Origin of the sequence: Sphingomonas beigongshangi (assembly GCF_016820445.1) — a bacterium.
Taxonomy (GTDB): Bacteria; Pseudomonadota; Alphaproteobacteria; order Sphingomonadales; family Sphingomonadaceae; genus Sphingomonas; species Sphingomonas beigongshangi.
The window spans coordinates 1-24077 of record NZ_JADHDT010000013.1 but is presented as its reverse complement, the minus strand read 5'-3'; the positions used below and the strand labels follow the sequence as shown (position 1 = coordinate 24077).

Sequence of the window (24077 nt, the reverse complement as noted above, 5' to 3'; positions counted from 1 at the left end):
CTGGGACTGTTAGTTTTGGCGCTGTTCTGCGCTGCGTAGTTAAGGGGCAGTAAGGGTAATGAGTGACACAAGGGATATCAGCCTAGACCAGCTTTTGTTGGACGAGCAAAATCCCCGTCTGCCGACTACGATCGGTCGTCAGCAGACGACAATGATTACCTATATCGCTCGAACGACCTCAATCGCAGAGATCATGACGGCCATAGCCGAGAATGGCTTTTTTCCCGGCGAGCCGCTGATCGTTATACCGGGCGACGGCAATAAGTTCATCGTTGTCGAGGGCAACAGGCGGCTGACAGCGCTGAAATTGTTGCAGCAGCCTGAGCTGTACGCGAAGAGTCGAAAAATTCGCGAGATCGCGGATGAGGCCGAGCATCGACCGACGAGCATACCATGCGTCGTGTTTCCAGATCGGGACGACGTAATAAATTACCTTGGCTATCGACATATCACCGGCGTTAAACAGTGGGAGCCACTCGCAAAAGCACGCTACATAGCCAACTATTTCCAGCATCATACCGATGATGGTGCGAAGCCCTATCCCCGCTATGTTGAAGTGGCGCGCGGGATCGGCAGTCAAGCACCCTATATCAAGCGGCAACTTGACGGTTTGGCGATCTATGAAGCGGCAGAACGTGCAGATTTCTATGCTATTCCCGGCTTGGACGAGGAGAACATATCATTCTCGCTTGTCAGTACCGCGGTCGGCTACGACAGCGTATTGGACTTCGTTGCTTCATGCGGTGATCCATTCGTCGACACAGATTGCCTTCGCAAGAAGAACGTTGAGCATCTCATCCGGTGGATGTTCGAGCAGGACAGTGAGGGCGAAACCCGACTCGGTGACTCTCGAAACATTCAGAAGCTCGCCGTCATCCTCGCCGATCCCGAGGCGACAAAGCGGCTGATTGAGGGAGAGAGCCTCGATCGTGCTTACGGGCGCACGAAGGGCTTGTCTGACGATTTCGCTTCGGTTCTAGCGGCGGCCGAGATGCAGGTGACGAAGGCTGTCGGCATGATCGCCCTTGTCGAACTTGATAATTCGCACATCACGCGCATCGGCAACATATTCAAGCAGGCGAAATCGCTCCGCTCACTCGCGGACGATAACTGATGCCGGATTATGGCGTTATCAACGACCGCTCGCCTCATATCGTCGCTGATCTTTGTGAGATCATCGCGTTATTCGAGAACACCCCTATCTCGCGAGGCGATATCGAGTCCTTTGTCACTGCCAAGGGCGGTGAAGGCCTGTTCCGGGAACTCGATGCCGCCAATGATGCGGAAACGAACGAGCGCATCCAGGCTCTGACGGAGGACGCCTTTCAGCACCTTCGATACCGACAGATCGCGTTTGGGCGCTGGTATCCCTTTGTGGTCGAGCACGACGTAATCGAGCTGAAGGCCGAATATGATGATTATCATCGTGTCTATGCGGCACTGCTAAGTCAGTCGCGTCTCAAGATGTTTGACAGGCCCGATCGGGCTAGGGCCGCAGCGGAGTTTGAGGCGTTGTGCCGGGAGGCGCTGCCCGGACTCTACCCCGCTTGGAACGTCTATCACTTCGGTGCCGGCGGCCTGGATCGCCCTCAGTTCGGCAATAAGCTCAAAGACGCACTGAAGGCGCTGGCGGACAAGACGCGGGATAAGCTCATCCTAGATCATGTTAATGAGTTGTCTGAGCAGAATGTCGGCGACGCTGGCATCGATCTTGTGGCTCTGTACGAATGGAAGGATGCGGCGGCAGCAGTGCCTTCAGTTTTCTGCCAATGCGCGGCCCAACAGGAGGGATGGCCGGAAAAACGCTTCGAGGCGAGTCCATGGAGCCTGGAACGCTTCTTCAACTTTTTCCATAAGCCCGCCACGGTTCTCTTTATTCCGATCTGCTATCGCGTTCCCACGGGGCGGTGGGTTGGCTCGGATGCCCACCAGAGCATCTTGATCGATCGGCTGCGGTTGACCGAGCTGCTGGATCGCCGACTGGATGGGGGCGACCGGACCATTGCTGACATAGTGGCGGTCATGGCAGCGCCGATCGAACCTGGCGCTTTCCTTGCGGATCAAGCGCAGCAGCAGGCTGCATAACTGACCTCTAGGTCAGCTCAACGCGCTCGCTGGCAGGAAACTGGCGATAGAAGGTCGAGAGGCCGACGCCGAGTACCTTCGCGACACGCGCTGGCTTCTCGCCCACGGCGAGCAGCTTGCGGGCCGTGTCGATCCTGTCGGGCGTCATCACCAGCTTGCGCCCTCCCCCCGTGCTGCCCTTCTCGCGCGCTGCCGCCAGTCCGGCGATCGTCCGCTCCTTCACCAGCTCGCGTTCCATCTCCGCGACCGACGCGAGGATGTGGAACAGTAGCCGGCCTGAGGCGGTGGACGTGTCGAACCCGTCCGTCAGCGATCGAAAGTCGATCCCCCGCTCCGACAGGTCCGCGGCCAGTGCGATCAGGCCCTGGATCGAGCGACCGAGCCGATCGAGCTTCCAGATCACCAGCGTGTCGCCGGCGCGCGCAAAGCCCAGCGCCTCGATCAGCCCCGGCCGGTTGATCTTCGCGCCGCTCGCCTTGTCGGTGAACACCTTCTCGCACCCGGCTTTTGCCAGCGCATCGAGTTGCAACGTCAAATCCTGATCGGCCGTCGAAACACGCGCATAGCCGATCAGCATCTTTCCCGTTTCCCCGTCGAAATCGGCAGTTTCGGGAATTGTAAATCGGGAACAGGTTTTGGGAAAGCGAAACCCGCAGGCGACCGTCAGCGCGATCGGCGCGACCGGATTCCCGTCACAGGTTCCTTTGCGGGAAGGCAGCCACGTACGGCCGGAGTTCCGTGGGTAGGTAAGAAGGTTGTGAGCTTTCGACGGGGGAAGCGGGATCGTGTAAGCCTAGCGTATGGACGAGGAGCAACCACCTTCAAAGGAACCCCGTCGCCGTGATCGCGCCAGGAGCGAGGCGGCCCTGCTGGATGCCGCGCAGGCGGAGTTCAGCATCCACGGCTTCAAGGCCACGACCACCCGCGCCATCGCGGCGCGGGCGGGCTGTTCGGAAGGGCTGATCCAGAACTATTTCGGCGGCAAGGAAGGGCTGCTGATGGCGGTGATGCGCGCCGGGGCGGACGAGCAGGCTGCCATGCGCGACACCGGCTTCTTCGATCGGCCCCGTGCGTCCAGCGCCGAGGCGGAAGTGCGCGAACTCCTCGACTTCATCACCGGCGCCATGCGCCGGCTCGCGCCTCGCCTACGCATCCTGTTCGATCGGGTGCTGCTGGATGCGGGGTTCGCCCGCCGCTTCGCCGACATGACGCCGCGGCGCACCCTCGTTGCGTCGGTCGCGGACCGGCTGCGCCGCGAGTGGCCGGCCACGTCCGATCCGGACCGGACCGCCGACGCAATCGTCTCGTTCGGCTTCGAGCTGGGATTCGTTCACCCGGAACTGCTTGGTCGCGACGAGCAGCAGGTCACCGCGTTCGCGGCCCATTACGCCTCCTTGATCGCGCCGGCACTAAGGATGTAACTTTACTGACTGATTGATCAGTTATATGGTCAGCCGTCTTCGAAAGGGCTGATCGTGACGGCAGACGTGATCTCGTGCGACGTGCTGGTGATCGGCGCCGGGCCGACCGGCCTGATGGCGAGCTACCTACTGCGCCGCTGCGGCGTCGATGTCCGGGTGATCGACAAGCGCGCTGAGCCTTCGGCCGAGTCGCGGGCTGGCGTCATGTCGTCGCGCTCGGTCGAGCTGTTCGCCTCGCTGGGGCTCGCGGACCGGGTGTTCGCGCACGGCGTGCCCAACAGCGACTTTGACATCTTCGTCGGCGGCAAGCGCGCCGGGGGCTTCCACTTCGATCACGCCCATGCCGACGACACGCCATACCGCTTCATCACCATGATCCCGCAGGCCGGGACGGAAGCGGTGCTGATCGAGGCGCTGACCGATGCCGGCCTGGTGGTGGACCGCAGTGTAGAGGCCAAGAGCTTCCGCGATGACGGCGATGCGGTCGTCGTGGAGGCGGCCGGGGCGGACGGCTCGCCTCTGACGTTCCGGGCGCGCTACCTGCTCGGCGCGGATGGCGCGCACAGCTTGGTCCGCCACCAGCTCGGCCTGTCATTCGAGGGGGCGAAATACCCGCAGGCGTTCCTGCTCGGTGACGTGCAGGTCGACTGGGACCTGCCGGAAAAGCGCTTCCGCGTCTTCCTCAACGGCGATCGGCTCGGGCTGTACGTGCCGTTCCAGGGGCAGGGCGCGGCGCGGGTGATGACCACCGACCTCGACCCGCAGCCGACGCAGGATCAGGCCTGGTCGCATCTCGACCTCGCCGACCTCCAGGCCGGGTTCGCGGAGGCGGCGGTGCGGCCGGTGCGGCTGCACGATCCGGTGTGGCTGACCCGCTTCTCGTCGCAGCACCGGGTTGTGGACCGCTACCGCGTCGGTCGCGTGTTCGTCGCGGGCGATGCCGCGCACATCCATTCGCCGGCCGGCGGTCAGGGCATGAACACCGGGCTCCAGGACGCGGCCAACCTCGCCTGGAAGCTGGCGGCGGTGCTGAAGGGCGATGCCGGCGACGCGCTGCTCGACAGCTACGAGGCCGAGCGGCTGCCCGTCGCGCACCACGTCCTCGAACTGTCCGACCGCATGTTCGACATCAGCGCCTCGCAGACCGGCTGGCGCGCGAAGCTGCGCGATGCGCTCGCGCCGCTGGTGATCGGTCCCGCCTCGCAGCTCGACCGGGTGCAGACGCTCGCCTTCCGCGCGCTGTCGCAGATCGACGTCGGCTATGCCGAGCCCGGCGCGGCCAGGGACGGCAAGGCCGGTCCGCAGGCTGGCGAGCGTGCGCCCGATGCGCCGCTACGCCGGGGCCGAGACCTGTTTGATCTGATCGCGGGCTACGGTTTCACCGCGCTCGCTTTGTCGCGCAAGCGGCTCGATGCGGAGACGGCCGACCGGCTCGCGGCCGGGCTCGATGCGATGCCCGGCGTAACGCCCCGCATCGCCGCGCGGCTCGACATGCCGGCGCACCCGCGGGTGGAGCGAGTCGAGCGCGCCGAGCTGTTCGCGGCCTACGGCCTTCATGCCGACGACGCGCAGGCGCTGCTGCTCGTGCGGCCGGACGGCTTCGTCGCCTGGCGAGGCGACGGCCTCGACACGACCGCCTGCCAGGCTGCGCTTCACCAGCTGCTGCACGCCGCCTGACCTCTTCCGACCGCCAACGGAGTTCCACCATGCCCACCGTTCCGTTCACGACCCAGGCGCGCGTCCAACGCTTCAAGGATCAGCGCTGGCTGATCGACAAGATCGTAGAGCTGGCCGGTCCCGAGTTCGACCAGACGCGCCTCCACTACTACGCCGCGCCGATGAGTTCCGATTGGGCCGGCGGCGTGATGGGGCTCGCCGGCCAGATCAAGCGCTATGACGACATGACCCGCGAGTTCGCGCGCCTCGCCCGGCGCTACGAGCTTCAGGCGATGGCCGCCGACAGCCAAGGGCACCACGTCACCGCCAGCGACGGCTTCTTCGCCGCTTCGGTGATGTACGGCGCGGCGCAATGGCCGATCTTCGAGAACACCGACCTCAACTACGCGCTCGAGCGCAAGAAGACCGAGTGCTACCAGGCCGCGCCCACCGAACGCTCGGGCGGGATCGGCGCGCATGGCCCCGACGCCGCGCCCGCCACATCGGGCGCGCCACCGCCGTGTCCCGTTCATCGCAGAACCTGACGAGGTTCCGGACACGCGAGAATCGCGCCTCGCTCCCCCCCCCAAGCGCGCTTTCCGCAACGCGGGACCATAGGCAGCCAGCAGCCGGCCGCCCTCGAAGCCGTCAGGGTCGGCTCCGCAGATCCCGCCATTCACGTATGATTGCACCCGGCCGGGACTCGCTGACGGAACGTGTGCTTGACATGGCAGATGTCGTCACCGAAAACCGTGGCGCGGGCACTGCCTGGAGCACGCCGTCGATGCTCCGGTAGATCTGCCGACCGGCCATATGGGCATGAGATGCGGCCTCGTCCGGGTCGAGCACGGGCGCGAAGCAGGCGTCGGTTCCTTCCAGCAGCGCCGACCATTCATCACGGGTGCGTTGCCGGAACAGCGCCTCGAAACGCCGCCTGAGATCGGGCCAGCGCGCCGGATCGTAACCATCGGCGAAATCGGCATCGTCGGCGAGTCCCAGCTTCTCACGGAGCAGCGCATGGAATTTCGGTTCGAGCGAGCCGACCGAGACGAACCGGTCGTCCGCGCAGCGATAGGTCGCGTACCAGTGCGGCCCGTCGAGGATGCTGCGGCCCCGCTCGCTGACGAAATGGCCCGCCGCCTTCAGGCTGAGCAGCAGGTTCATCAGATGGGCGCTGCCGTCGACGATCGCGGCATCGACCACCTGTCCCCGGCCGGTCGAACGCGCGCTCAGGATCGCGGCGAGCAGGCCGACCGCGAGATAGAGCGCGCCGCCACCGAGATCGCCGACCAGGCTGGGAGGGGCCACCGGCGGCGTGCCGGGCTGGCCGGCGTACCAGAGCGCGCCTGACAGCGCGATATAGTTGATGTCGTGCCCGGCGGCCTGCGCCAGCGGACCGTCCTGTCCCCAGCCCGTCATCCGCCCGAACACCAGCGCCGGATTGCGGGCGAGGCAGACGTCGGGACCGAGGCCCAGCCGTTCCATCACCCCGGGCCGCATCCCCTCGATCAGGGCGTCGCCATGCTCGATGAGGTCGAGGACCGCTGCCACGCCGTCGGGCTGTTTCAGGTCGAGCTGGATGAACCGCTTGCCGCGGTCGAGAATCGACGCGCTGCCGAGATCGAGTGCGTCGGGATCGGGCGCGGGCCGGCCCACGACGACGACGTCGGCACCAAGATCGGCAAGCAGCATGCCGCAGAACGGCGCGGGACCGATCCCGGCAATCTCGACGATCCGCACGCCCGCGAGCGGCCCGTGATCCCTCATGCGCCATCCTCTCCCTTGATAGGCTCCAGGCCGGATCGTGGCACGATTCCGTGTCGGCCGAACATGAAGAACAGGAATATCGCGCGACCGAAATGCATTGGACAAGTCGGCCGCGCTTTCCGATCTACGCTCAATAAAATGCCGGTTACGGCGTGCGTGGAGAGGCCCGATGGCGCATATCCTGACCTGCCCGATCTGCCGTGTGCAACCCCGCGCCGCTGCCGCTCGGGAGCATGGATGATGGAGCTGCGCACCCAGCTTCGACGCGCGGCCGCCTATTTCGCGAACCGCGAGGCGCTGGTCCACGGCGATCGTCGCTTCACCTTCGCCGAAGCGTGGTCGCGCGGGGTGCGGCTGGCGAACGCGCTGGCCGATGCCGGCCTCCAGCCCGGCGACAGGGTCGCGACGCTCGAGAAGAATTCGGTCGAGGCGGTCGATATCTTTCTTGCCGCGGCGATCGGCAACTTCGTTCGTGTGCCGCTTTATGCGCGAAACCGGTGCGAGTCCCACGATCACATGATGCGTCACACCGGATGCCGCGTGGCGCTGGTCGACGAGGCGCTGTTGCCTGAGATCGCCGGGCTGGACTCGGAGGTGCCGGGCCTCGACCGCCTGATCGTGCGTGATGCGCGCTACGAAAACTGGCTCGCGCAGGCATCGGACATCGATCCCGATCCGGCGATCGCGCCCGACGACATCCTTGTCATCCGTCACACCGGCGGCACCACTGGCGCGCCGAAGGGCGTAGCCTATACCCATCGTTCCTGGATGACGATCTGCGGCGGATTCCAGGCGGTCGGCCCACGACCGGAACCGGGCGCGACGGTATTGCACGTAGGCCCGCTGTCGCACGCCTCGGGCTTCATGTTCTCGCCCTATTGGGCGATCGGCGGGCGCAACGTCATGATGGAGGCGTTCGACCCTGAAGGCTTCCTCGATATTCTACAGCGGGAGGAGGTCGGTTACGCATTCGTCGCCCCGACGATGCTCAACGCCGTCGTCCATCACGGCAACCCGCATGGGCATGCCTTTCCGAAGCTGAAGTGCCTGCTCAGCGCCTCAGCCCCGATCTCGGAGGCGACGCTACGCAAGTCTTGCGAGATCTTCGGCGACGAGGTGCTACACTCGGCGTACGGACAGACCGAGATATTGCCCGTCACGTCACTCGGGCCGAGAGAATGGTTCGGCCGGACCGAAGGGTCGACACCGCTTCAGTCGGTGGGTCGGGCGATGCCGTTCGTCGATCTGGAGATCCGCGATGCGGACGGGCGCGTGCTCGGACCCGACGAGCCGGGAGAGATCGTCGCAAGGTTCGAGAACGGCCAGATGCAGGGCTTCTGGAACGATCCCGAGGAGACCGCGCAGCGCATGGTCGACGGCTGGGTGAAGACCGGCGACGTCGGCCGGATCGACGCCAACGGCTTCCTCTATCTGCTCGATCGCGCCAACGACCTGATCGTGTCGGGCGGGTACAATATCTACCCCGCCGAGATCGAGAACGTGATCGCCGATCACCCGCTGGTGATCGCCGCCGCCGTGTTCGGCATCCCGCACGAGAAATGGGGGGAGACGCCGCTCGCGCGGGTCGTCGTCGCGCCGGGCACGGTGATCTCCGAACAGGAGATCACCGATCTCGTCAGCCGGCGGCTGGGGTCGTTCAAGAAGCCCGGGCAGGTCGTCTTCACCACCGATCCTCTGCCGCTGAGCAACGTCGGCAAGGTGCTGAGGTCGAAGCTGCGCGAGCCCTATTGGGCCGGCCATGCCAGCCGGATTTCGGGCGCATGACCGCCGACCGTCCCGCCGCATCCCCCGTCACCCCCATGGAACATGCCATCCCGTTCGAGACCATTGTCGTCGAAAAGCGCGGCCCCGCCTGCTGGGTGTGGCTCAACCGCCCGGCGGCGCTGAACAGCCTGACGCTCGAAATGGCGCATGAGCTGGAGGCGGCGATCACGGCCGCCGAGGCCGACCCGGCGGTGCGATCGGTAGTGGTCACCGGGGCAGGACGCGCATTCTGCGCGGGTGCCGATCTTGCGGCGCTCCATGCGCATGGCGGATCGATCGCCGCGCCGCTGGGCGACTTTCTCGCCGAGCTGGGCCGTGTCTTCACGCGGATCGAAGCCTCGCCCCTGCCGACGATCGCATTGGTCAACGGGCTGGCGCTGGCCGGCGGACTGGAACTCGTCCTGTGCTGCGATCTCGTGGTCGCCGCCGACAGCGCGCGATTTGGCGATGCTCACGCGAACTACGGACTGCTGCCCGGCGGCGGCGGCTCGATCCGCCTGCCGCGCAAGATCGGCCCGGCGCGCGCGGCCTGGTTGATGATGACGGGGGAGTTCTTGCCCGCGGCGGACATGGAGCGCGCGGGGCTGGTGAGCCGGATCGTGCCGGGCGACGCGCTGGTCGAGACGGCGCAATCCTTGGTCGAGACGCTCGCCACCAAGAGCTCGCTCGGGCTGGCACGCATGAAGGAACTGGCCGCGATCGCCGACGGCTGTTCGCTGGAGGAAGGCCTGCGCCGCGAACTGGAGATCGTCGCCGACTACGCCACCTCGCACGACCTGCAGGAGGGGCTGACGGCCTTCGCTGAAAAGCGCCAACCGGAGTTCACGGGACAATGAGCGACATCTTCATCGCCGGCGTCGGCATGACGCAGTTCGGCAAGCAGCTCGATCGCAGCCTGAAAGGTCTGTCGGGCGATGCCGTGGCGCAGGCGTTCGCCGATGCCGGCTGCGGGCCGGCGGATATCGACGCGGTGTTCTTCGGCAATTGCGTCCAGGGCCATATGGAAGGGCAGGACATGATCCGCGGCGAGCTGGTGGCGCGCGCGGTCGGCATCCAGGGCGTGCCCGTCGTCAACGTCGAGAACGCCTGCGCCACCGCCTCGACCGCGGTGCACATGGCGAGTGCCTATGTCCGCTCGGGCGCGGTCGATGTCGTGCTGGCGCTGGGCGCGGAAAAGATGTGCTCGCCCGACAAGGCGCTGATGTTCAGCGCGTTCGACGGCGCGTGGGACGTGCATGAGACGGCGCGCAACCGCGATATCCTGCTGGCGATGGGAGAAGGCGTCGCCGTGCCGGAGGGATCGGTATCGACGCAGCCCTACAGCGTCTTCATGGACATCTATGCCGCGATGTCGCGCGCGCACATGAAGACCTACGGCTCGACGCAGGCGCAGATCGCGGCGGTCTCCGCGAAGAACCACATGCATTCGGTCAGCAACCCGCTGGCGCAGTACCGGATACCCTACACCGTGGAGGCGGTGCTGGCGGCGCCGCCGATCGTCTTTCCGCTGACGCTGCCGATGTGCTCGCCGATCAGCGACGGGGCGGCGGCCGCGGTGATCTGCAACGCCGCCGGGCTGCGCAAGCTGACCGCTTCCGGCGGGCGGGCGATCCGCATCCTCGCCTCGGTGTTGCAGACGAGCTCGGAACGCAGCCCGTATGATTACGACCGGCACGTCACCCGGCTCGCCGCCACGCGCGCCTATGCGGCGGCGGGGGTCGATCCGGCGGATGTCGATGTCGCGGAAGTGCACGACGCGACCGCGATGGGCGAGATCATCGAGATCGAGGCGCTGGGCCTCGTGCCACCCGGCGAGGGCGGCGTCGCGGCGGAGCGCGGCGATACCGTCATCGGCGGCCGCATTCCGGTGAACCCGTCGGGTGGCCTCGAATGCAAGGGCCACCCGATCGGCGCGACCGGCCTCGGCCAGATCTACGAACTGGTCGCGCAATTGCGCGGCGAGGCGGGCGCGCGGCAGGTGGACGGCGCCCGGATCGCGGTCGCGCAGAACGGCGGCGGGGTGCTGGGGGTGGAGGAGGCCGTGGTCGCGGTCACCGTCCTCGGCCGATAGGGAGCGAAGAGCATGGATTTCCTGCCCGGTGACGAACAGCGGATGGCCGTCGAGAGCGTCCGCCGCTTCCTCGACGACAAGCTCGAACCCGAGATCCGCGCGCATGGCCCCGGCTTCATCCCGCGCGACCTGATGCGGCGATGGACCGGCGAGCTGACCCGGTTCGGCCACATCGCGGCGCCGCACGACGAGGAATGGGGCGGCCTCGACATGGGGTGGCTGACGCATCTCATGATCTTCGAGGAAATCGTCTATTCCTCGCTCGACGTCGCCATTCCGGGCTTCATCAACGCGGTCGGTGCCGAGCTGATCCGGCGCAGCGCCTCGCCCGAACTCCAGCGGCGCTACCTGCCCGGCCTGATCGCGGGCGAGCTGTTCGTCTCGATGGGCATTTCCGAACCCGATGTCGGCTCGGACGTGGCGGCCGTGAAGACGCGCGCGGTGCGCGACGGCGACCATTGGGTCATCAACGGCGAGAAGACGTGGATCACCAACGGCGCCTATTCGGACGTGCTCGTCTGCACCTGCCGCACCGGCGAAAACGAGATCAGCCATATCCTGATCGACCGCGCCGAAAGCCCGTACGAGGTGCGCGACATCGAGAAGATGGCGCTGAACGGCCAGTCGACCGCGCAGATCTTCCTCACCGACTGCCGCGTGCCGGTCGGCAACATGCTGGGCCAGCCCGGCGACGGGCTGCGCAACACGCTGAAGGTGTTCGAGATCGCGCGCTGCCACATGGCGATGTGGAGCATCGGCATCGCCCGTCGCGCGCTGGACGAGGCGATCGCCTACGCGAAGGAGCGCACGCAGCATGGCCGCAAGATCGCCGGGCATCAGCTCATCGCCGAGAAGCTCGCCACCATGGCGACGCAGATCGACGCCGCGCGGCTGCTGACGCACCGCGCGATCTCGCTGGTCGATGCCGGCGTCCGTGCGGAAACCGAATGCGCCATGGCCAAATGGTATGCGACCGAAATGGCGATCGGCGTGACCCGCGACGCGCTCCAGATCCACGGCGGCAACGGCGTGACGCGCGAGTTCATCGTCGAGCGGCTGGTGCGGGAGGCGATCATCTGCCCGATCCCCGACGGCACGACCGAGATCCAGAAGCTCATCATCTCGCGCGCGCTGACCGGCGTCGGCGCGTTCCGCTGACGGGAGCACGATCATGACCGAAGAACTTCGCTACGACGGCCGCGTCGTGATCGTCACCGGGGCGGGCGGCGGGCTGGGGCGCCAGCATGCGCTGATGTTCGGCGCGCGGGGTGCGCGCGTCGTCGTCAACGATCTGGGCGGGGGACAAACCGGCGGCGGAGGTTCGTCCGCCGCCGCCGACAAGGTGGTGGAGGAAATCCGCGCCGCCGGGGGAGAGGCGGTCGCGAACCACGATTCCGTCACCGATGGCGCGCGTGTCGTCGCGACCGCGCTCGACGCGTTCGGCACGGTCGATGTCGTCGTCAACAACGCCGGCATCCTGCGCGACGTCAGCTTCCACAAGATGACCGATCAGGACTGGGAGCTGCTGCAGGACATCCACCTGAACGGCACGTGCGCCGTCACCCGGGCGGCGTGGCCGGTGCTGCGCGAGAAGGGCTATGGCCGGATCGTGATGACCACCTCGGCGGCGGGCATCTACGGCAATTTCGGCCAGGCGAACTATGCGGCGGCGAAGCTCGGCATCGTCGGCCTCGCCAACGCGCTGGCGGAGGAGGGGCGAGCCAAAAACATCCATGTCAACACGATCGCGCCGATCGCGGCGTCGCGGATGACCGAGACGGTGTTCCCGAAGGAACTGCTCGATCGTCTGCGACCCGAAGCGATCAGCCCGCTGGTCGGCTGGCTGGCACATGAGGCCTGCGCGGAAACCAAGGGCCTGTTCGAGGTCGGTGCCGGCTATATCGCGAAGCTGCGCTGGGAGCGTTCGCACGGCCATCGTTTCGGTGGCACGACCGATTTCACACCCGACGATGTGGCGCGTCACTGGGCCGGGATCACCGACTTTACCGACGCCGAGCACCCAACCACGATGAACGAAAGCCTGACCGCCGTTCAGCGGACGGCATGACGACGATCCAGGACATGAGCCGAGGGAATAGATCGCCCGCGCATTGAATTGGACGGCGCGCACGAGGCAGGTGATCCTGCCTCGACAAAAATACAGACAATATGGAGAGGGGCTATGAAATACTGGCTGCTGACGTCTGCCGCCTTGGTTTCGGCAGGGCCGGCACATGCGCAAGAGGCGCCGGCACCGACTGCCGCCGAAGCCGGACCACAGGGGCAAGCGCCTGCGCAGACCGGGGCCGATGCTCCCGCGCCACCGGCGGCCCGGACGCCTGCACCGGCGGGAACCGCAGCGCCTGCATCGAGCGCCACCGAAGCACTGTCCGAAGACATCGTCGTGACCGCCACCAAGAAGGGTTATGGGGAGAGCGTGCAGAACGTGCCGGTCGCGGTGACGGCGTTCGGCGAGGCTCAGCTCGACGCGAAGTTCGTCCAGAACCTTCAGAGCCTCAGCTACGACGTGCCCAACGTGCAGCTCGACGGCGTTGGGACCGCGCCGGGATATGCCAATTTCACCATTCGCGGTCTCGGCATCAACAGCACCATCCCGTCTATTGATCCCACCGTCGGCGTCTTCGTCGACGGCATCTATCTGGGCATCAACGCGGGCGTCGTGCTCGATAACTTCGACCTCGAGGGGGTGGAGGTGTTGCGCGGACCGCAGGGGCTGCTGTTCGGCCGCAACGTGACGGGCGGCGCGGTGGTGATGCGTACGACACGTCCGAGCTTCACGTTCCGCGCCAACGCCAAGGCTTCGGTCGAGACCGGCCTGAAGAAGACCGTCAGCGGTATGGTGACGGGGCCGCTGATCGACGACGTGCTGGCGGCCAAGCTGGCGGTCTATTACAGCGACGACGACGGCTGGTTCCGTAATCGCTTCGACGGTCGGAGTTTTGGCAGGTCGCGCGACATCATTGTCCGCCCCGCGCTCTCCGTCAAAGGCGGGGACGATTTCCGCATGGACATCCGCTACGAACACGGCGACGTCGATGGAGACGGGGCGCCGGTCCAGAGTCACGCGGTACTCCCGCGTGACACGTTCGCGCTGTCGATTGATTTTCCGGGCTTCTACAAGGCGATCTGGAACCAGGCGATCGTCGAAACCAATGTCGATGTCGGCTTTGGCGACGGTGTCATCACGAACATCTCGGGCTACCGCCAGTTCCGCTCGAGAACCGCGACCGACATCGATGGCACGCCGCAGTCATTCTTCAACGGTTTCTTCAACATCGCTCAGAAACAGCTCAGTAACGAGCTGCGCTATGCCGGTAAGTTCGGCTCTGTGGAAGTGACGACCGGCCTGTATTATTTTACACAGGATCTGGCCTATGCCGAGCGGCGCAACCTTCTCGGCAACAGCCGCATCGTTTCGGGGGGCGGGACTCAGGACCAGACGACATGGGGCATCTTTGCGTCCGCCGACTGGCATTTCGCGGACACGCTGACGTTCAATCTCGGTGGTCGCTATAGCTGGGAGCGCAAGGCCGTGCGCATCTCGACCCTGCGTGCCGACGGCTGCGACCTCGACACGCTGCGCTGCGCGACGAACTTCGTCGACAGCAACGACTGGAAGAGCTTCACACCGAAGGTCGGGCTGCAATGGAAGCCCGATGACCAGACGCAGGTCTATGGCTTGTATACGCGTGGCTTCCGCAGCGGTGGCTATAACCTGCGCAACACCGATCTTGGCGTGCCGCCCGGCCCCTTCGATCAGGAGGTCCAGGACAGTTTCGAGATCGGGACGAAGAAGCAGTTCGGACGCAGCCGGCTGAACCTGGCAGCCTTTCATAACCGGATGAAGGACCTCCAGCGCGAGATCAACCTGCCCGGCCCGCTGGGCGTCAGCCAGGTGATCCGCAACACCGCCGACGCGACGATCCAGGGCGTGGAGGCGGAGGGTCAGTTCTTCATCCTGCCCAACCTCGTCCTGTCCGGGCAGCTCGGCTATGTTCACGGCCAGTATCGCAACGTCCGCTTCGACATCAGCGGCGACGGCGTCATCAACGGCATCGATCGCGACCTGAAGCTGCCGCGGCTGTCACCCTGGACTTATGGCGCCGGGCTGACCTACGATCAGGCGCTGGGCGCGCTGGGGAGCGCGACCGCACGCGTGGATTTCACCCATCGCGACACCGCCCGGTTCACCGACAACAATGTCGGCTTTCTGCCTGCTGCGGACATGCTCGATGCGAGCCTCACCTATAACGCCGCGAGCCGCAAATGGCGCCTCTCGGCCTACGCCCGCAACTTGCTGAACGAAGTGACTTATGGTGGCGATACGCCGCTCACCGTCGCGTTCGGCGGACCGGGCGCCAGCCTGTCGCCGCTTAACAAGGGGAGGGTCATCGGCGGCGAGTTCGCGCTGAACTTCTAGCCGTTCGTCGCCGGCGCCTCGCTCCGCGGCGCCGGCGTCCAGGCCTCGCGGACGCGGGCGATCAGATCCCGCGCTGCCGGCTTGATCGGCCAGCGCGCGCGGGCGGCATAGGCCAGCACCAGCGGCTCCAGCAGTCCGGTATCGGGCAGCGCGACGAACCCATCGCGGAACCAGCGGCCGGCGGTGAAGGCTTTGGCCACCAGCCCGACGGTGTCGGTCGCGGCGACGATCTGCCGCGCCAGCGGGAAATAGTCGGTCATGTGCACCCGATCCTCCGGGCGCTGACCGTCCTGCTCGTAGAGTTGCTGGATGATCGGCGTATAGGGTTCGGACGACGACGGCACGACGAAATCGAACTGCGTCAGCGCCCGCTTGTCGATCGAATGCCTTGTCAGGATCGGGTGCTCCCTGCGCACGAACGGAAGGATCTCGATCGTCGCGATGCGATCGCACTTGAACTGCGGCCAGCCGGAAAACGCGGCCTCCAGCCCGAATGCGACGTCGATGTCACCGCGCGACAGCAACTGCACCGCCCGCTCGCTGTTACCGGAGACGGTTTCGAAGCGCACGCCGGCATGTCGTTTCAGGAGCGCGATCGCCGGCCCCGTCATCAGCCAGTCGATCGATCCGGGGAAAAGGCCGATGCGAAGCTGCCCCGCGAACGGGTCGGCGCCCCGGTCGCGCTCGCCGAACAGGTCTGCGGCATCCGCCAGCAGCCGTGCCGCCCGGTCGATGAAATCGCGACCCTCCGGCGTCATCGCCACGCCGCGCGACGTCCGGTTGAAGATCGCGAAGCCGAGTTGCTGCTCCAGATCGGCGACGCTCTTGGTGATCGCCGACTGCGTAACCCCGACCGCCTTGGACGCACCCGAGAAAGACCCGACGCGGGCCACGGCCACCGCATATCTCAGACGGGAATCCAGCACGGACGGATTCTACGCCGGCCCCGTCTCGTCGCGCAACAGGTCGACACCGTGGCCGGCGCCCCGAAGCGTCGTCGCCGTGCAACGCCGCGCCCCAGGCCGGTGCCCGGGATGATCGGAACATGGCCACGCCGCGGGATTGCCTTAGACTGGCGTGATGCGCGATCTGACCCCGCTCATCATCTTCGCCCGCGTCGCCGATATGGCGAGCTTCACCAGGGCCGCCGAAAGCCTCGGAATGCACAAGGGGCGTGTGTCCACCGCGGTGCGTGACCTGGAAGCGACGGTCGGCGTCCGGTTGCTCCATCGCACCACGCGTGCGGTTCATCTGACCGACGACGGTCGCGCTTTCCATGCGCGTGCCATGGAATTGCTCGCCGAGGCGGAAGGTCTGGACGCCATGTTCACGCAGCACGGCGGCACGGTGCGCGGCCGGTTGCGCGTCGATGTGCCGACCGAACTGGCCCGCGCGATGCTGATCCCGGCGCTGCCGGCGCTGCTCGCCGCCCATCCCGGACTGGAACTTGAAATATCCAGCACCGATCGGCGCGTCGATATCGTGCAGGAAGGGTTCGATGGCGTGTTGCGGGTCGGGACGATCGGCGACGACAATCTGATCGCACGGCCGCTCGGCGCGCTGCGCATGGTGAACGCCGCCAGTCCCGCCTATCTCGCGCGATATGGCACACCCCTGACGCCGGACGATCTCGTCCGTCAGGGCCATCGGATCGTGCATTATGCACCAGCTCTGGGGACGAGGAGCTTCGGTTGGGAATATCCCGACGGCGACGGCTATGCGACCCTCGGCCTGCCGGGTGACGTCAGCGTCAACAATGTCCAGACGTATCATGCCGCCGGGCTGGCGGGCATCGGGCTGATCCAGGCGGGTCTCGCAGCGATGCAGCCGCTCTTCGACAGTGGCGAGATGGTCGAAATCCTGTCTGCCTATCCGCCGGAACCGTTGCCGGTCTGGTTCGTGGTGGCCCACCGCCGCAATCTGTCGGCCAAGATGCGCGCGTTTCTGGTCTGGGTCGAAACCACGATGCAGCCCTACCTCTGACCGGATTGTTTCTGGCATCAATAACAGTGCGTTTTTCGTCCGCCGGTTTATCGCGAAGGCGGGGAACAGTATTTCCTTCGTCACGGCAGGATCCGATCGGTTCGATCGACGGCGTCCGCCAGACGGAAGGAAACGGTTTCATGGCCATCAACCACCAACAGCTGCTGATCGCTGGCGCATGGACGCCGGCGTCGGACGGCGCGACCTATGAATCGCTTGACCCCTATTCGGGCGAACCGGCGACCCGTGCCGCCGCCGCGACCGTCGCGGATGTCGATCGCGCCGCCGACGCCGCGCACAAGGCGTTCGCCGGCTGGGCCGCGCTGCCGCCCAGCCGGCGCCGCGCCTATCTGCTCGCCGCCGCCGACGCGCTGGAAGCGCGCAAGGACGAGATCAGCGCCGCCGTCACCGCCGAGATGGGCGGCCCGGCCGCCTGGGGCGAATACAATGCCCGGATCATGGAGGAGAAGCTGCGCTACGCCGCCGGCGCCGCCTATGAGGGGCTGACCGGCGAGGTGATCCCGTCGGAAAATACGAACCGCACCAGCGTCGCGATCCGCAAGCCGGCCGGCGTCGTGGTCAGCATCGTGCCGTGGAACGCGCCGGTTCTCCTGATGGCCGCCTCGGTCCCCGCCGCACTGATCCTCGGCAACACCGTCGTCATCAAGGCGTCGGAGCAGACCCCGCGCACCCACGGCCTGGTCGCCCAGTGCTTCGAGGATGCGGGCTTCCCGGCCGGCGTCGTCAATTTCATCACCAACGCGCCCAAGGACGGGCCGGCGATCGTCGATGCGCTGATCGCGCACCCGGCCGTGCGGCGCATCCACTTCACGGGATCGACCAGGGTCGGCAAGATCATCGCGGAGAAAGCGGCGAAATATCTGAAGCGGGTGGTGCTGGAACTGGGCGGCAAGGCGCCGTTCATCGTCCTGAAGGACGCCGACCTCGATCGCGCGGTCAATGCCGCGGTGTTCGGCTCGTTCGCCAATTCGGGCCAGGGCTGCATGTCGACCGAGCGGATCATCGTCGAGCGTCCCATCGCCGAGGAGTTCACCCGCCGGCTGGCGGCCGCGGCAAAGAAGCTCAAGGTCGGCGACCCGCGCGCGAGCGACACCATCCTCGGCCCCGTCATCAACGATGCGTCGGTCGGGCACCTGACCGGGCTGGTCGACGACGCGGTGGCCAAGGGTGCCGGGCTGCTCGCCGGCGGCACCGTGCAGGGCCGCTGCTTCGCCGCCACCGTGCTGGCCGGCGTGACCGCGGACATGCGCGTCTTCCGCGAGGAATCGTTCGGTCCGTTCGCCTCGATCGTCACGGTCGATAGCGCGGAGGAGGCGCTGCGCGTCGCCAACGACAACGATTACGGCCTGACCGGCGCGATCTTCAGCCGCGACGTGACGTTGGCACTCGACATGGCGAAGCGGCTCGACACCGGCATGGCGCACATCAACGCGGTGACGCTCGACGACGAAGCGCAGGCGCCGTTCGGCGGCGTGAAGGACAGCGGCTACGGTCGATCGGGTGCGATGGTCGGGCTGGAGGAACTGACCGAGATCCAGTGGATCACGATCGAAGGAACGCAGGCACCGCGCTATCCGTTCGGGGAATAGCTCGAACGCTTGCGACCCCTTCCGCGCCGGCGCATCTCTTGCCAACGCGCATGGCGGGATCGATACCGGCCCTCAAGGCAATGGCGCACGCGCGGCATATTCGGGAGACGTCACATGGCGAAACCGGCAATCGTTCCCGCTCACGGCTTCCGGGGCGAAGCGGCGCCTTGGGCCAACCCGGAAATGTCGGGCCGGATGGACGCGCGCAAGACCATCCGCCTCGACGCGAGCCATGCTTCGCTGGCCTTTCGGCGCGACGCGGTGACGGGCCTGATCGACGATGCCGCCAGCGCCTTGTCCTGACACACAAGCGACGAATGGACGAACGATGACCGGACAGACCTGGGAGCGTGTGCCGATCGACGCGCAGAGCGTCGAGGCGCCGCTGTCGCAGGCGGCAGTGTTCCTCGTGGTGGCGGTCGAGCCGGACGATCGGGCGCTGGCGCACGTGCGCGAGACGCTGGCGACGGTCGACGACCTCATCAAGACGGTGGGCTTTCGCGATCTGGCCGGCCGGTTGTCGTGCGTGGTCGGCGTGGGCCATGACATCTGGAGGCGACTTGCGAAGACCGCACAGATGCCGGCGGAGCTGCATCCGTTCAAACCGATCGTGGGCGCCAAGCATCAGGCTCCCGCCACGCCGGGCGATCTGTTGTTCCATATCCGCGCTGAGCGGGTCGATCTGTGTTTCGAGTTCGAACGGCTGCTGCTGGCGGCGCTCGGTGAGGCGGTGCGGGTCGTGGATGCTGTGTCCGGGTTCCGCTATTTCGACGCACGCGACCTGCTCGGTTTCGTCGATGGCACCGCCAATCCCGCCGGTCACGACATTCCGGCCGCCGCGCTGGTAGGCGAGGAAGACCCGGATTTCGCCGGCGGCAGCTATGTCGTGGTGCAGAAATACCTGCACGACATGACGGGCTGGAACGCGGCGGGAGCAAGCGCACAGGAAGAGATCATCGGCCGGACCAAGGTCGATAACGTCGAGCTCCCCGATGCCGGCGCGGACGCGCAGAAATCGCACAAGACCCTCAGCACGATCGTCGATGAGGATGGCACCGAGCACGACATCCTGCGCGACAACATGCCGTACGGCGATCCCGCGCGCGGCGAGTTCGGCACCTATTTCATCGGCTATTCGCGACGCCTTTGGGTGATCGAGAAGATGCTCGAGCGGATGTTCGTCGGCGATCCGCCCGGCCGCCATGACCGGCTGCTGGACTTTTCCACGCCGAAGACGGGGACGACATTCTTCGCGCCGTCGCGGCGTGTCCTCACCGGGCTGTGCGGCGGCTAACCGCGATGGTCGGCGACGATCGCCTCGCCTAGCGTCAGGGTTTCGGCGATCAGTGCTGGCGCGACGGGCGGCGCACCTGTCGTGTCCGCCATCCCGATGATGGTCTTGCACAGCGTGTGAAAGCGCACGATCCGCTCGGCATCCTGTTCGTCGAGACTGCCCAGATGCGCGCTCAGCGCGTCGTAAACCGCCGCCAGTTCGCCGTGATAGGTGAGCGGAAAGATCGCGATGGGGCCGTCCGCTGTGCCGGCCTTGCCGAACTGCAGGTCGAGCAGATGGCGAAGCACGGCGACCTCGGCGACCAGGCCGGTCATCATCGCGCGCCGCGTTTGACGCGACGAGCGCCGGGCGAGCAGGTAATGCCCCACGCCGCCCGCCAGCGATCCCACCAGCGCCGCGACGATCGCCGTTACGTTCACCATCGACCGGTCTCTCTTGCACCCGCCACGTCAGAACACCGCCGCGATCATCGTCAGCAGATTATCGACGAACCGTCGCGGCAGCGAACGCGCCGCGATGCCGCCGTGGTCGATCTCGATCGCATCCGCGAGCCACGCGCGCTGATGCGCGGCGACCCGTTCGGCGAGGTCGGTTGAATCGAACAGGATGTTGTTCTCGAAATTGAGGTCGAGGCTGCGGCGGTCCATGTTGGCGGAACCGACCAGCCCGAGCGATCCGTCGGCGATCAGCGTCTTGGCGTGGAGCAGGCCGCCGCGATATTCGAAGATGCGCACGCCGGCCTTCGCCAGCACCGGGTAATAGGCTCGGCTGATCGCGCCGACGATGCGGTTGTCGTTGCGGCGGGGGAAGATGATACGCAGCGCGACCCCCCGCCGCGCCGCCGCCACGATTGCGCCGATCAGCGGCGGATCGGGGGCGAAATAGGGCGTGGTGATCGTCACCGTCTCGCGCGCAGCCGCCAGCACGGCGACGAACAGATCGGTCATGGTCCCGCGCGACGACAGAGGCCCCGTCCCGACCGCGATGGCCGGAAAGCCGTCGGGCAGCGGCGACGGCGGCGGCTTACATTCCGCACGCCGACCACCGGGTCGAGGCGGTCGAGGTGCGGTTCGGCGATACCACCGTGCCCGGCTGGTTCCACCTGCCCCCCGGCTATGCCGAGGGCACTAAGCTGCCCTGCCTCGTCATGGTCAGCGGCATGGACGCGTTCAAGGAGTTGCAGATCGGCGGCTCGGCCGACCGCTTCCTGCGCCGCGGCTTTGCGATTCTGATGCTCGACGGCCCCGGCCAGGGCACGTGCCTCACCCGCGGCATCTGGTACGATCCCGACCGTCAGGGCGCGCTGGGCACGAGCGCGTTCGACGCCGCGGCGGCTCGGCCGGAGGTGGACCCCGAGCGGATCATGATGTGGGGCCTGTCGTTCGGTAGTTTCTGGGCGACGCAGATGGCGGCGGCGGAGCCGCGCTTCGCGGCACTGGCGGTGATGTACACCAACTTCCAGCCGCGCAACTGGGCGATCTTCCAGATGGCGGCGCCCACGTTCCGGCAGCGCTTCATGTACATGACGGGCTCCGCCGACGAGGAGGCGCTGGAGCGGATCATGGACCGGATGGACGTGTTCCGGATCAGCCGCGAGCTCAAGATGCCGTGTTTCGTCATGTCGGGCGAGGACGACTCGCTGACCGATGCGGCCTGCACGATCGAGCATCTGAACAACGTCCCGGGGCCCAAGACGCTGGTGATGTATGCTGGCGAGGAGCACGGCATGGGCGGCTCGCGCTCATCGCAGCTCGGCACGCCGTTCTTCCCGCTGATCGCCGACTGGCTCGCCGACCGCGCCGCGGGCAAGCCGCTGGAGTCGACCTACAACGTCGTCGATACGCTGGGGCAGATGCACTCAGAGCCTTGGGGCGAAGCCCGCGTCCACCAGCATGGCGCGCCGCTCGGCGTCGACCAGCTCTGGTCCGACGAGCCGCCGGTCGGACTGGCCTAAGCTAGCGCTTTCCGTACCGCCAGCATCGGGAGAGAACCGCCATGACCATTCGCGTCCTGCAAACCGGCCTTCATCCGGAGCGCGTCGATTTCGATACGCCCGAGTTCAAGCGATTCGAGGGGTTGACTGAGGACAAGCTGCGGCAGGCGAACGACGGCAACGTCGCCATGCTGCGCCAGGCGGGCTTCGAGGTCGTCAACGTCCTCATCAGGAACGGCGATACGCCCGAGGATGTCGTCGGCAGGGCCGTGGAACAGGGACCGTTCGACGCCCTGCTGATCGGCGCGGGGGTGCGGCTCGTCGCCGACAACACGCTGCTGTTCGAGGGGCTGGTGAACCTACTCCACGCCGCTTACCCGAACGCACGTTTCGTGTTCAACCAGGCGGCGGTCACATCGCCCGACGATATAAACCGCTGGTTCGAAGGCCCCGAAGCCAAAGCGCCGTTGCGTTAGCCGTTCCCACAACAGCGTGTTTGGGTGAGTTTCGGGAACGGGTTCTCTTTCCCGATCAACCATCCCAATGGGAACGCCTCGGCTGTCTCGCCGCCCGTTCCCAATCGGGAAGGCGAGACGTTGTGTCGGTAATATGCTACGACGACCCGTGAAGGAGCCGGTCTATGGGTATGCTGGTCGTTTCGGCAGTCTTTGTCGTGATACTTTCCGCCTTAGCTTACCGCGCGAACATACGCTTTCGTAATGAAAGTCGACTTCCCATGCAGTGGGGGATCACAGGGGCAGTAAACTGGTCCGCGCCCCGATCTGTCGCGCTTGCCTTCATACCGATCTTGTCAATCGGCGTTCTTGGCTTTCAGGTACTCATGGCGTTGAATGTTCCTGCCCGAGCCGGGCAGGAGGCACTTGTATTCCCCGTTCTGGTCGGAACCGGTGTCACACTTGTCGCGGTGCAGCTTCTGCACTTTTGGTTGATCGAGAAGACTTTGCGCCGCAATGCCGGGTAAGTCTTGCTCGTTGGTCAGGTCGCCTTTCCCGATATTCGATCCCCAGCGAGACGGCTCCGGCCGTCTCGCCCGCCGTTTCTAATCGGGAAAGTAGGGCTTTCCAGCAAATCCTTGTCCGATTTAGGAGCCGGCGCGGATCGCATCCCTTACGGTAATCGATCGCGGCCGCATCATGACGACGATTTTCTGACGTATGTGTTGATCCGCTTTGCCTGGCATCAATAGCCTGCCTGTTTGCAGAGCGTCTCTAGACGCTTCAGCTTGGGATTGTCGGGTCCATATTCGCGGCGAAAACGCGTGCGACTGGCACAGGCCTGCTTTTGAGCAACGCTATCGCGACTGGCGGCAGCGCGCTGCTTCTTTCCCACTGTCGAGTTCAAAAGGATGCGGTTGCGTTCGACGTCAGCTCGCTGATCGAGCTGCGTGGTATCATATTGCACTTGCGCGGCCGCGGGCAGCGCCAGAAACAACGCTGTTGCCGCGGCGATACCGCACATCCCTGCTTTCATCGAAATACATCCCTTCTGCGGCACTCTGCCAGGTCATCCACGATCCCGGCAATCGGCCTTGGCAAGTGCATCGTCTGCCTCGCGCAGCAGTTCCGCGACAACCCGCTCGAATTCTCCGCCGAAGGCATCGTCCAGGGTATGCACCGATCGCCACGGGCAGTGAAGCGATCGCTGTTTTCTCCGCACCAGATGCGGGCAATCCAATTGCCCTTGAATGCGGACGGAACACCGGGCGCTGGCGAATTGAGCCTGATCTCCGCCGTTTTCCGACGCCTCTCCGCCCCGTCCACCTTGGTGTGTTCAACCTGAACGCTCCACCAGGGCCAGTCGCGCCCGGTCCTGTTGGAGGTGTCGCGGACAATGCCCGATCCGAACACTCCCGCATTGACGCAGTTCCTCACAAGCGCATCAAGGTCTGCCATCCGGGATGCAAACGGATCGGTCATCACCCACGCTCAGCGATCAGGCAAGCCAGGCCAGCACGATAGTGGCGCCGCGGACATCCGCAACGTTAACTTCACAGATGCACATTCCCGTTTG

25 protein-coding genes are annotated in these 24077 nt (G+C 65.8%); 19 read left to right on the top strand and 6 right to left on the bottom strand.

Going from position 1 to position 24077, the window contains the following annotated elements; genetic code table 11:
* Positions 1-58: 58 nt before the first annotated feature.
* Together IQ292_RS17135 and IQ292_RS17130 are read left to right on the top strand one after the other, a co-directional pair.
* Positions 59-1114 (top strand): ParB/RepB/Spo0J family partition protein, encoded by a 1056-nt coding sequence (locus tag IQ292_RS17135; protein ID WP_052811619.1) that lies wholly within the window; start codon positions 59-61, stop codon positions 1112-1114.
* The gene (locus tag IQ292_RS17130) at positions 1114-2085 is read left to right on the top strand and encodes a hypothetical protein (protein WP_042491030.1); all 972 of its coding nucleotides are present in this window, start codon (positions 1114-1116) and stop codon (positions 2083-2085) included. The genes IQ292_RS17135 and IQ292_RS17130 overlap by 1 nt, the downstream gene beginning before the upstream one ends.
* A 7-nt stretch (positions 2086-2092) precedes the next feature.
* On the opposite strand, the gene IQ292_RS17125 is transcribed toward IQ292_RS17130, so the two are convergent.
* Complete coding sequence (locus IQ292_RS17125; protein ID WP_203311543.1) at positions 2093-2662, bottom strand: recombinase family protein; 570 nt, start codon at positions 2660-2662, stop codon at positions 2093-2095.
* Positions 2663-2885: 223 nt separating this feature from the next.
* Between IQ292_RS17125 and IQ292_RS17120 the strand changes: the two genes are divergently transcribed.
* The 3 genes from IQ292_RS17120 to IQ292_RS17110 are packed head-to-tail and all read left to right on the top strand — an operon-like array spanning position 2886 to position 5707.
* Positions 2886-3506 carry a TetR/AcrR family transcriptional regulator gene (locus IQ292_RS17120; protein ID WP_062623214.1) on the top strand — a complete coding sequence of 207 codons (621 nt, stop codon included), beginning with the start codon at positions 2886-2888 and terminating at the stop codon, positions 3504-3506.
* 54 nt (positions 3507-3560) lie between these two features.
* Positions 3561-5183: an FAD-dependent monooxygenase gene (locus IQ292_RS17115; RefSeq protein ID WP_203311542.1), complete on the top strand. Its 1623-nt coding sequence runs from the start codon at positions 3561-3563 to the stop codon at positions 5181-5183.
* Positions 5184-5212: 29 nt separating this feature from the next.
* A complete protein-coding gene (locus IQ292_RS17110; protein WP_203311541.1) occupies positions 5213-5707 on the top strand; it encodes a hypothetical protein in 495 nt (164 codons plus the stop codon).
* Between the two features lie 103 nt (positions 5708-5810).
* Here the strand turns inward: IQ292_RS17110 and IQ292_RS17105 are convergent, their stop codons facing one another.
* A complete protein-coding gene (locus IQ292_RS17105; RefSeq protein ID WP_203311540.1) occupies positions 5811-6929 on the bottom strand; it encodes a CaiB/BaiF CoA transferase family protein in 1119 nt (372 codons plus the stop codon).
* Positions 6930-7166: 237 nt separating this feature from the next.
* Here IQ292_RS17105 and IQ292_RS17100 point away from each other — a divergent pair, with 237 nt between their 5' ends.
* The 6 genes from IQ292_RS17100 to IQ292_RS17075 all read left to right on the top strand — a co-directional run bounded on the left by IQ292_RS17100 (position 7167) and on the right by IQ292_RS17075 (position 15226).
* Entirely contained in the window at positions 7167-8714 is a 1548-nt protein-coding gene (locus IQ292_RS17100) for a class I adenylate-forming enzyme family protein (RefSeq protein WP_238941212.1), read from the top strand.
* The gene (locus IQ292_RS17095; protein WP_238941211.1) at positions 8711-9550 is read left to right on the top strand and encodes an enoyl-CoA hydratase/isomerase family protein; all 840 of its coding nucleotides are present in this window, start codon (positions 8711-8713) and stop codon (positions 9548-9550) included. The genes IQ292_RS17100 and IQ292_RS17095 overlap by 4 nt, the downstream gene beginning before the upstream one ends.
* Positions 9547-10785: a thiolase family protein gene (locus IQ292_RS17090; protein ID WP_203311539.1), complete on the top strand. Its 1239-nt coding sequence runs from the start codon at positions 9547-9549 to the stop codon at positions 10783-10785. The genes IQ292_RS17095 and IQ292_RS17090 overlap by 4 nt, the downstream gene beginning before the upstream one ends.
* Before the next feature lie 12 nt (positions 10786-10797).
* Entirely contained in the window at positions 10798-11943 is a 1146-nt protein-coding gene (locus IQ292_RS17085; RefSeq protein ID WP_203311538.1) for an acyl-CoA dehydrogenase family protein, read from the top strand.
* 13 nt (positions 11944-11956) lie between these two features.
* The gene (locus IQ292_RS17080) at positions 11957-12853 is read left to right on the top strand and encodes an SDR family oxidoreductase (RefSeq protein WP_203311537.1); all 897 of its coding nucleotides are present in this window, start codon (positions 11957-11959) and stop codon (positions 12851-12853) included.
* A 336-nt stretch (positions 12854-13189) separates the two neighbouring features.
* Positions 13190-15226, top strand: coding sequence for a TonB-dependent receptor (locus tag IQ292_RS17075; protein WP_338057653.1), 2037 nt, complete (start codon positions 13190-13192; stop codon positions 15224-15226).
* Here the strand turns inward: IQ292_RS17075 and IQ292_RS17070 are convergent.
* Positions 15223-16152, bottom strand: coding sequence for a LysR substrate-binding domain-containing protein (locus tag IQ292_RS17070; RefSeq protein WP_203311536.1), 930 nt, complete (start codon positions 16150-16152; stop codon positions 15223-15225). The genes IQ292_RS17075 and IQ292_RS17070 overlap by 4 nt on opposite strands.
* Before the next feature lie 154 nt (positions 16153-16306).
* Here IQ292_RS17070 and IQ292_RS17065 point away from each other — a divergent pair, with 154 nt between their 5' ends.
* From IQ292_RS17065 to IQ292_RS17050, 4 genes are all read left to right on the top strand, one after another.
* Positions 16307-17209 carry a LysR family transcriptional regulator gene (locus IQ292_RS17065; RefSeq protein ID WP_203311535.1) on the top strand — a complete coding sequence of 301 codons (903 nt, stop codon included), beginning with the start codon at positions 16307-16309 and terminating at the stop codon, positions 17207-17209.
* Positions 17210-17349: 140 nt separating this feature from the next.
* Positions 17350-18819 carry an aldehyde dehydrogenase family protein gene (locus IQ292_RS17060; RefSeq protein ID WP_203311534.1) on the top strand — a complete coding sequence of 490 codons (1470 nt, stop codon included), beginning with the start codon at positions 17350-17352 and terminating at the stop codon, positions 18817-18819.
* Between the two features lie 114 nt (positions 18820-18933).
* Positions 18934-19122, top strand: a complete 189-nt coding sequence (locus tag IQ292_RS17055; RefSeq protein ID WP_203311533.1) for a hypothetical protein — start codon at positions 18934-18936, stop codon at positions 19120-19122.
* A 25-nt stretch (positions 19123-19147) separates the two neighbouring features.
* Positions 19148-20113 (top strand): Dyp-type peroxidase, encoded by a 966-nt coding sequence (locus IQ292_RS17050; protein ID WP_203311532.1) that lies wholly within the window; start codon positions 19148-19150, stop codon positions 20111-20113.
* Here the strand turns inward: IQ292_RS17050 and IQ292_RS17045 are convergent.
* Positions 20110-20535 (bottom strand): hypothetical protein, encoded by a 426-nt coding sequence (locus IQ292_RS17045; protein ID WP_203311531.1) that lies wholly within the window; start codon positions 20533-20535, stop codon positions 20110-20112. The genes IQ292_RS17050 and IQ292_RS17045 overlap by 4 nt on opposite strands.
* A 27-nt stretch (positions 20536-20562) precedes the next feature.
* Complete coding sequence (locus IQ292_RS17040; protein ID WP_203311530.1) at positions 20563-21060, bottom strand: phospholipase D-like domain-containing protein; 498 nt, start codon at positions 21058-21060, stop codon at positions 20563-20565.
* An 80-nt stretch (positions 21061-21140) separates the two neighbouring features.
* Between IQ292_RS17040 and IQ292_RS17035 the strand changes: the two genes are divergently transcribed.
* The 3 genes from IQ292_RS17035 (at position 21141) to IQ292_RS17025 (ending at position 23028) form a co-directional block, all read left to right on the top strand.
* Entirely contained in the window at positions 21141-22067 is a 927-nt protein-coding gene (locus IQ292_RS17035; RefSeq protein ID WP_465270264.1) for an alpha/beta hydrolase family protein, read from the top strand.
* Positions 22068-22108: 41 nt separating this feature from the next.
* Positions 22109-22522 (top strand): hypothetical protein, encoded by a 414-nt coding sequence (locus IQ292_RS17030; RefSeq protein ID WP_203311528.1) that lies wholly within the window; start codon positions 22109-22111, stop codon positions 22520-22522.
* Between the two features lie 164 nt (positions 22523-22686).
* Complete coding sequence (locus IQ292_RS17025) at positions 22687-23028, top strand: hypothetical protein (RefSeq protein WP_203311527.1); 342 nt, start codon at positions 22687-22689, stop codon at positions 23026-23028.
* A 218-nt stretch (positions 23029-23246) separates the two neighbouring features.
* Here the strand turns inward: IQ292_RS17025 and IQ292_RS17020 are convergent, their stop codons facing one another.
* A complete protein-coding gene (locus tag IQ292_RS17020; protein ID WP_126053690.1) occupies positions 23247-23537 on the bottom strand; it encodes a hypothetical protein in 291 nt (96 codons plus the stop codon).
* 360 nt (positions 23538-23897) lie between these two features.
* Here IQ292_RS17020 and IQ292_RS17730 point away from each other — a divergent pair.
* Positions 23898-24077, top strand: a 180-nt coding sequence (locus tag IQ292_RS17730) for a hypothetical protein (RefSeq protein WP_238941209.1), incomplete at its 3' end; no start/stop codon positions are given.

What these genes read in the sequence shown, in the direction of transcription:
- IQ292_RS17135 (WP_052811619.1), top strand. Translation starts at nt 59, where the DNA reads ATGAGTGACACAAGGGATATCAGCCTAGACCAGCTTTTGTTGGACGAG.
- IQ292_RS17130 (WP_042491030.1), top strand. Translation starts at nt 1,114, where the DNA reads ATGCCGGATTATGGCGTTATCAACGACCGCTCGCCTCATATCGTCGCT.
- IQ292_RS17125 (WP_203311543.1), bottom strand. Translation starts at nt 2,662, where the DNA reads ATGCTGATCGGCTATGCGCGTGTTTCGACGGCCGATCAGGATTTGACG.
- IQ292_RS17120 (WP_062623214.1), top strand. Translation starts at nt 2,886, where the DNA reads ATGGACGAGGAGCAACCACCTTCAAAGGAACCCCGTCGCCGTGATCGC.
- IQ292_RS17110 (WP_203311541.1), top strand. Translation starts at nt 5,213, where the DNA reads ATGCCCACCGTTCCGTTCACGACCCAGGCGCGCGTCCAACGCTTCAAG.
- IQ292_RS17105 (WP_203311540.1), bottom strand. Translation starts at nt 6,929, where the DNA reads ATGAGGGATCACGGGCCGCTCGCGGGCGTGCGGATCGTCGAGATTGCC.
- IQ292_RS17100 (WP_238941212.1), top strand. Translation starts at nt 7,167, where the DNA reads ATGATGGAGCTGCGCACCCAGCTTCGACGCGCGGCCGCCTATTTCGCG.
- IQ292_RS17095 (WP_238941211.1), top strand. Translation starts at nt 8,711, where the DNA reads ATGACCGCCGACCGTCCCGCCGCATCCCCCGTCACCCCCATGGAACAT.
- IQ292_RS17090 (WP_203311539.1), top strand. Translation starts at nt 9,547, where the DNA reads ATGAGCGACATCTTCATCGCCGGCGTCGGCATGACGCAGTTCGGCAAG.
- IQ292_RS17085 (WP_203311538.1), top strand. Translation starts at nt 10,798, where the DNA reads ATGGATTTCCTGCCCGGTGACGAACAGCGGATGGCCGTCGAGAGCGTC.
- IQ292_RS17080 (WP_203311537.1), top strand. Translation starts at nt 11,957, where the DNA reads ATGACCGAAGAACTTCGCTACGACGGCCGCGTCGTGATCGTCACCGGG.
- IQ292_RS17065 (WP_203311535.1), top strand. Translation starts at nt 16,307, where the DNA reads ATGCGCGATCTGACCCCGCTCATCATCTTCGCCCGCGTCGCCGATATG.
- IQ292_RS17060 (WP_203311534.1), top strand. Translation starts at nt 17,350, where the DNA reads ATGGCCATCAACCACCAACAGCTGCTGATCGCTGGCGCATGGACGCCG.
- IQ292_RS17055 (WP_203311533.1), top strand. Translation starts at nt 18,934, where the DNA reads ATGGCGAAACCGGCAATCGTTCCCGCTCACGGCTTCCGGGGCGAAGCG.
- IQ292_RS17050 (WP_203311532.1), top strand. Translation starts at nt 19,148, where the DNA reads ATGACCGGACAGACCTGGGAGCGTGTGCCGATCGACGCGCAGAGCGTC.
- IQ292_RS17045 (WP_203311531.1), bottom strand. Translation starts at nt 20,535, where the DNA reads ATGGTGAACGTAACGGCGATCGTCGCGGCGCTGGTGGGATCGCTGGCG.
- IQ292_RS17040 (WP_203311530.1), bottom strand. Translation starts at nt 21,060, where the DNA reads ATGACCGATCTGTTCGTCGCCGTGCTGGCGGCTGCGCGCGAGACGGTG.
- IQ292_RS17030 (WP_203311528.1), top strand. Translation starts at nt 22,109, where the DNA reads ATGACCATTCGCGTCCTGCAAACCGGCCTTCATCCGGAGCGCGTCGAT.
- IQ292_RS17025 (WP_203311527.1), top strand. Translation starts at nt 22,687, where the DNA reads ATGGGTATGCTGGTCGTTTCGGCAGTCTTTGTCGTGATACTTTCCGCC.
- IQ292_RS17020 (WP_126053690.1), bottom strand. Translation starts at nt 23,537, where the DNA reads ATGAAAGCAGGGATGTGCGGTATCGCCGCGGCAACAGCGTTGTTTCTG.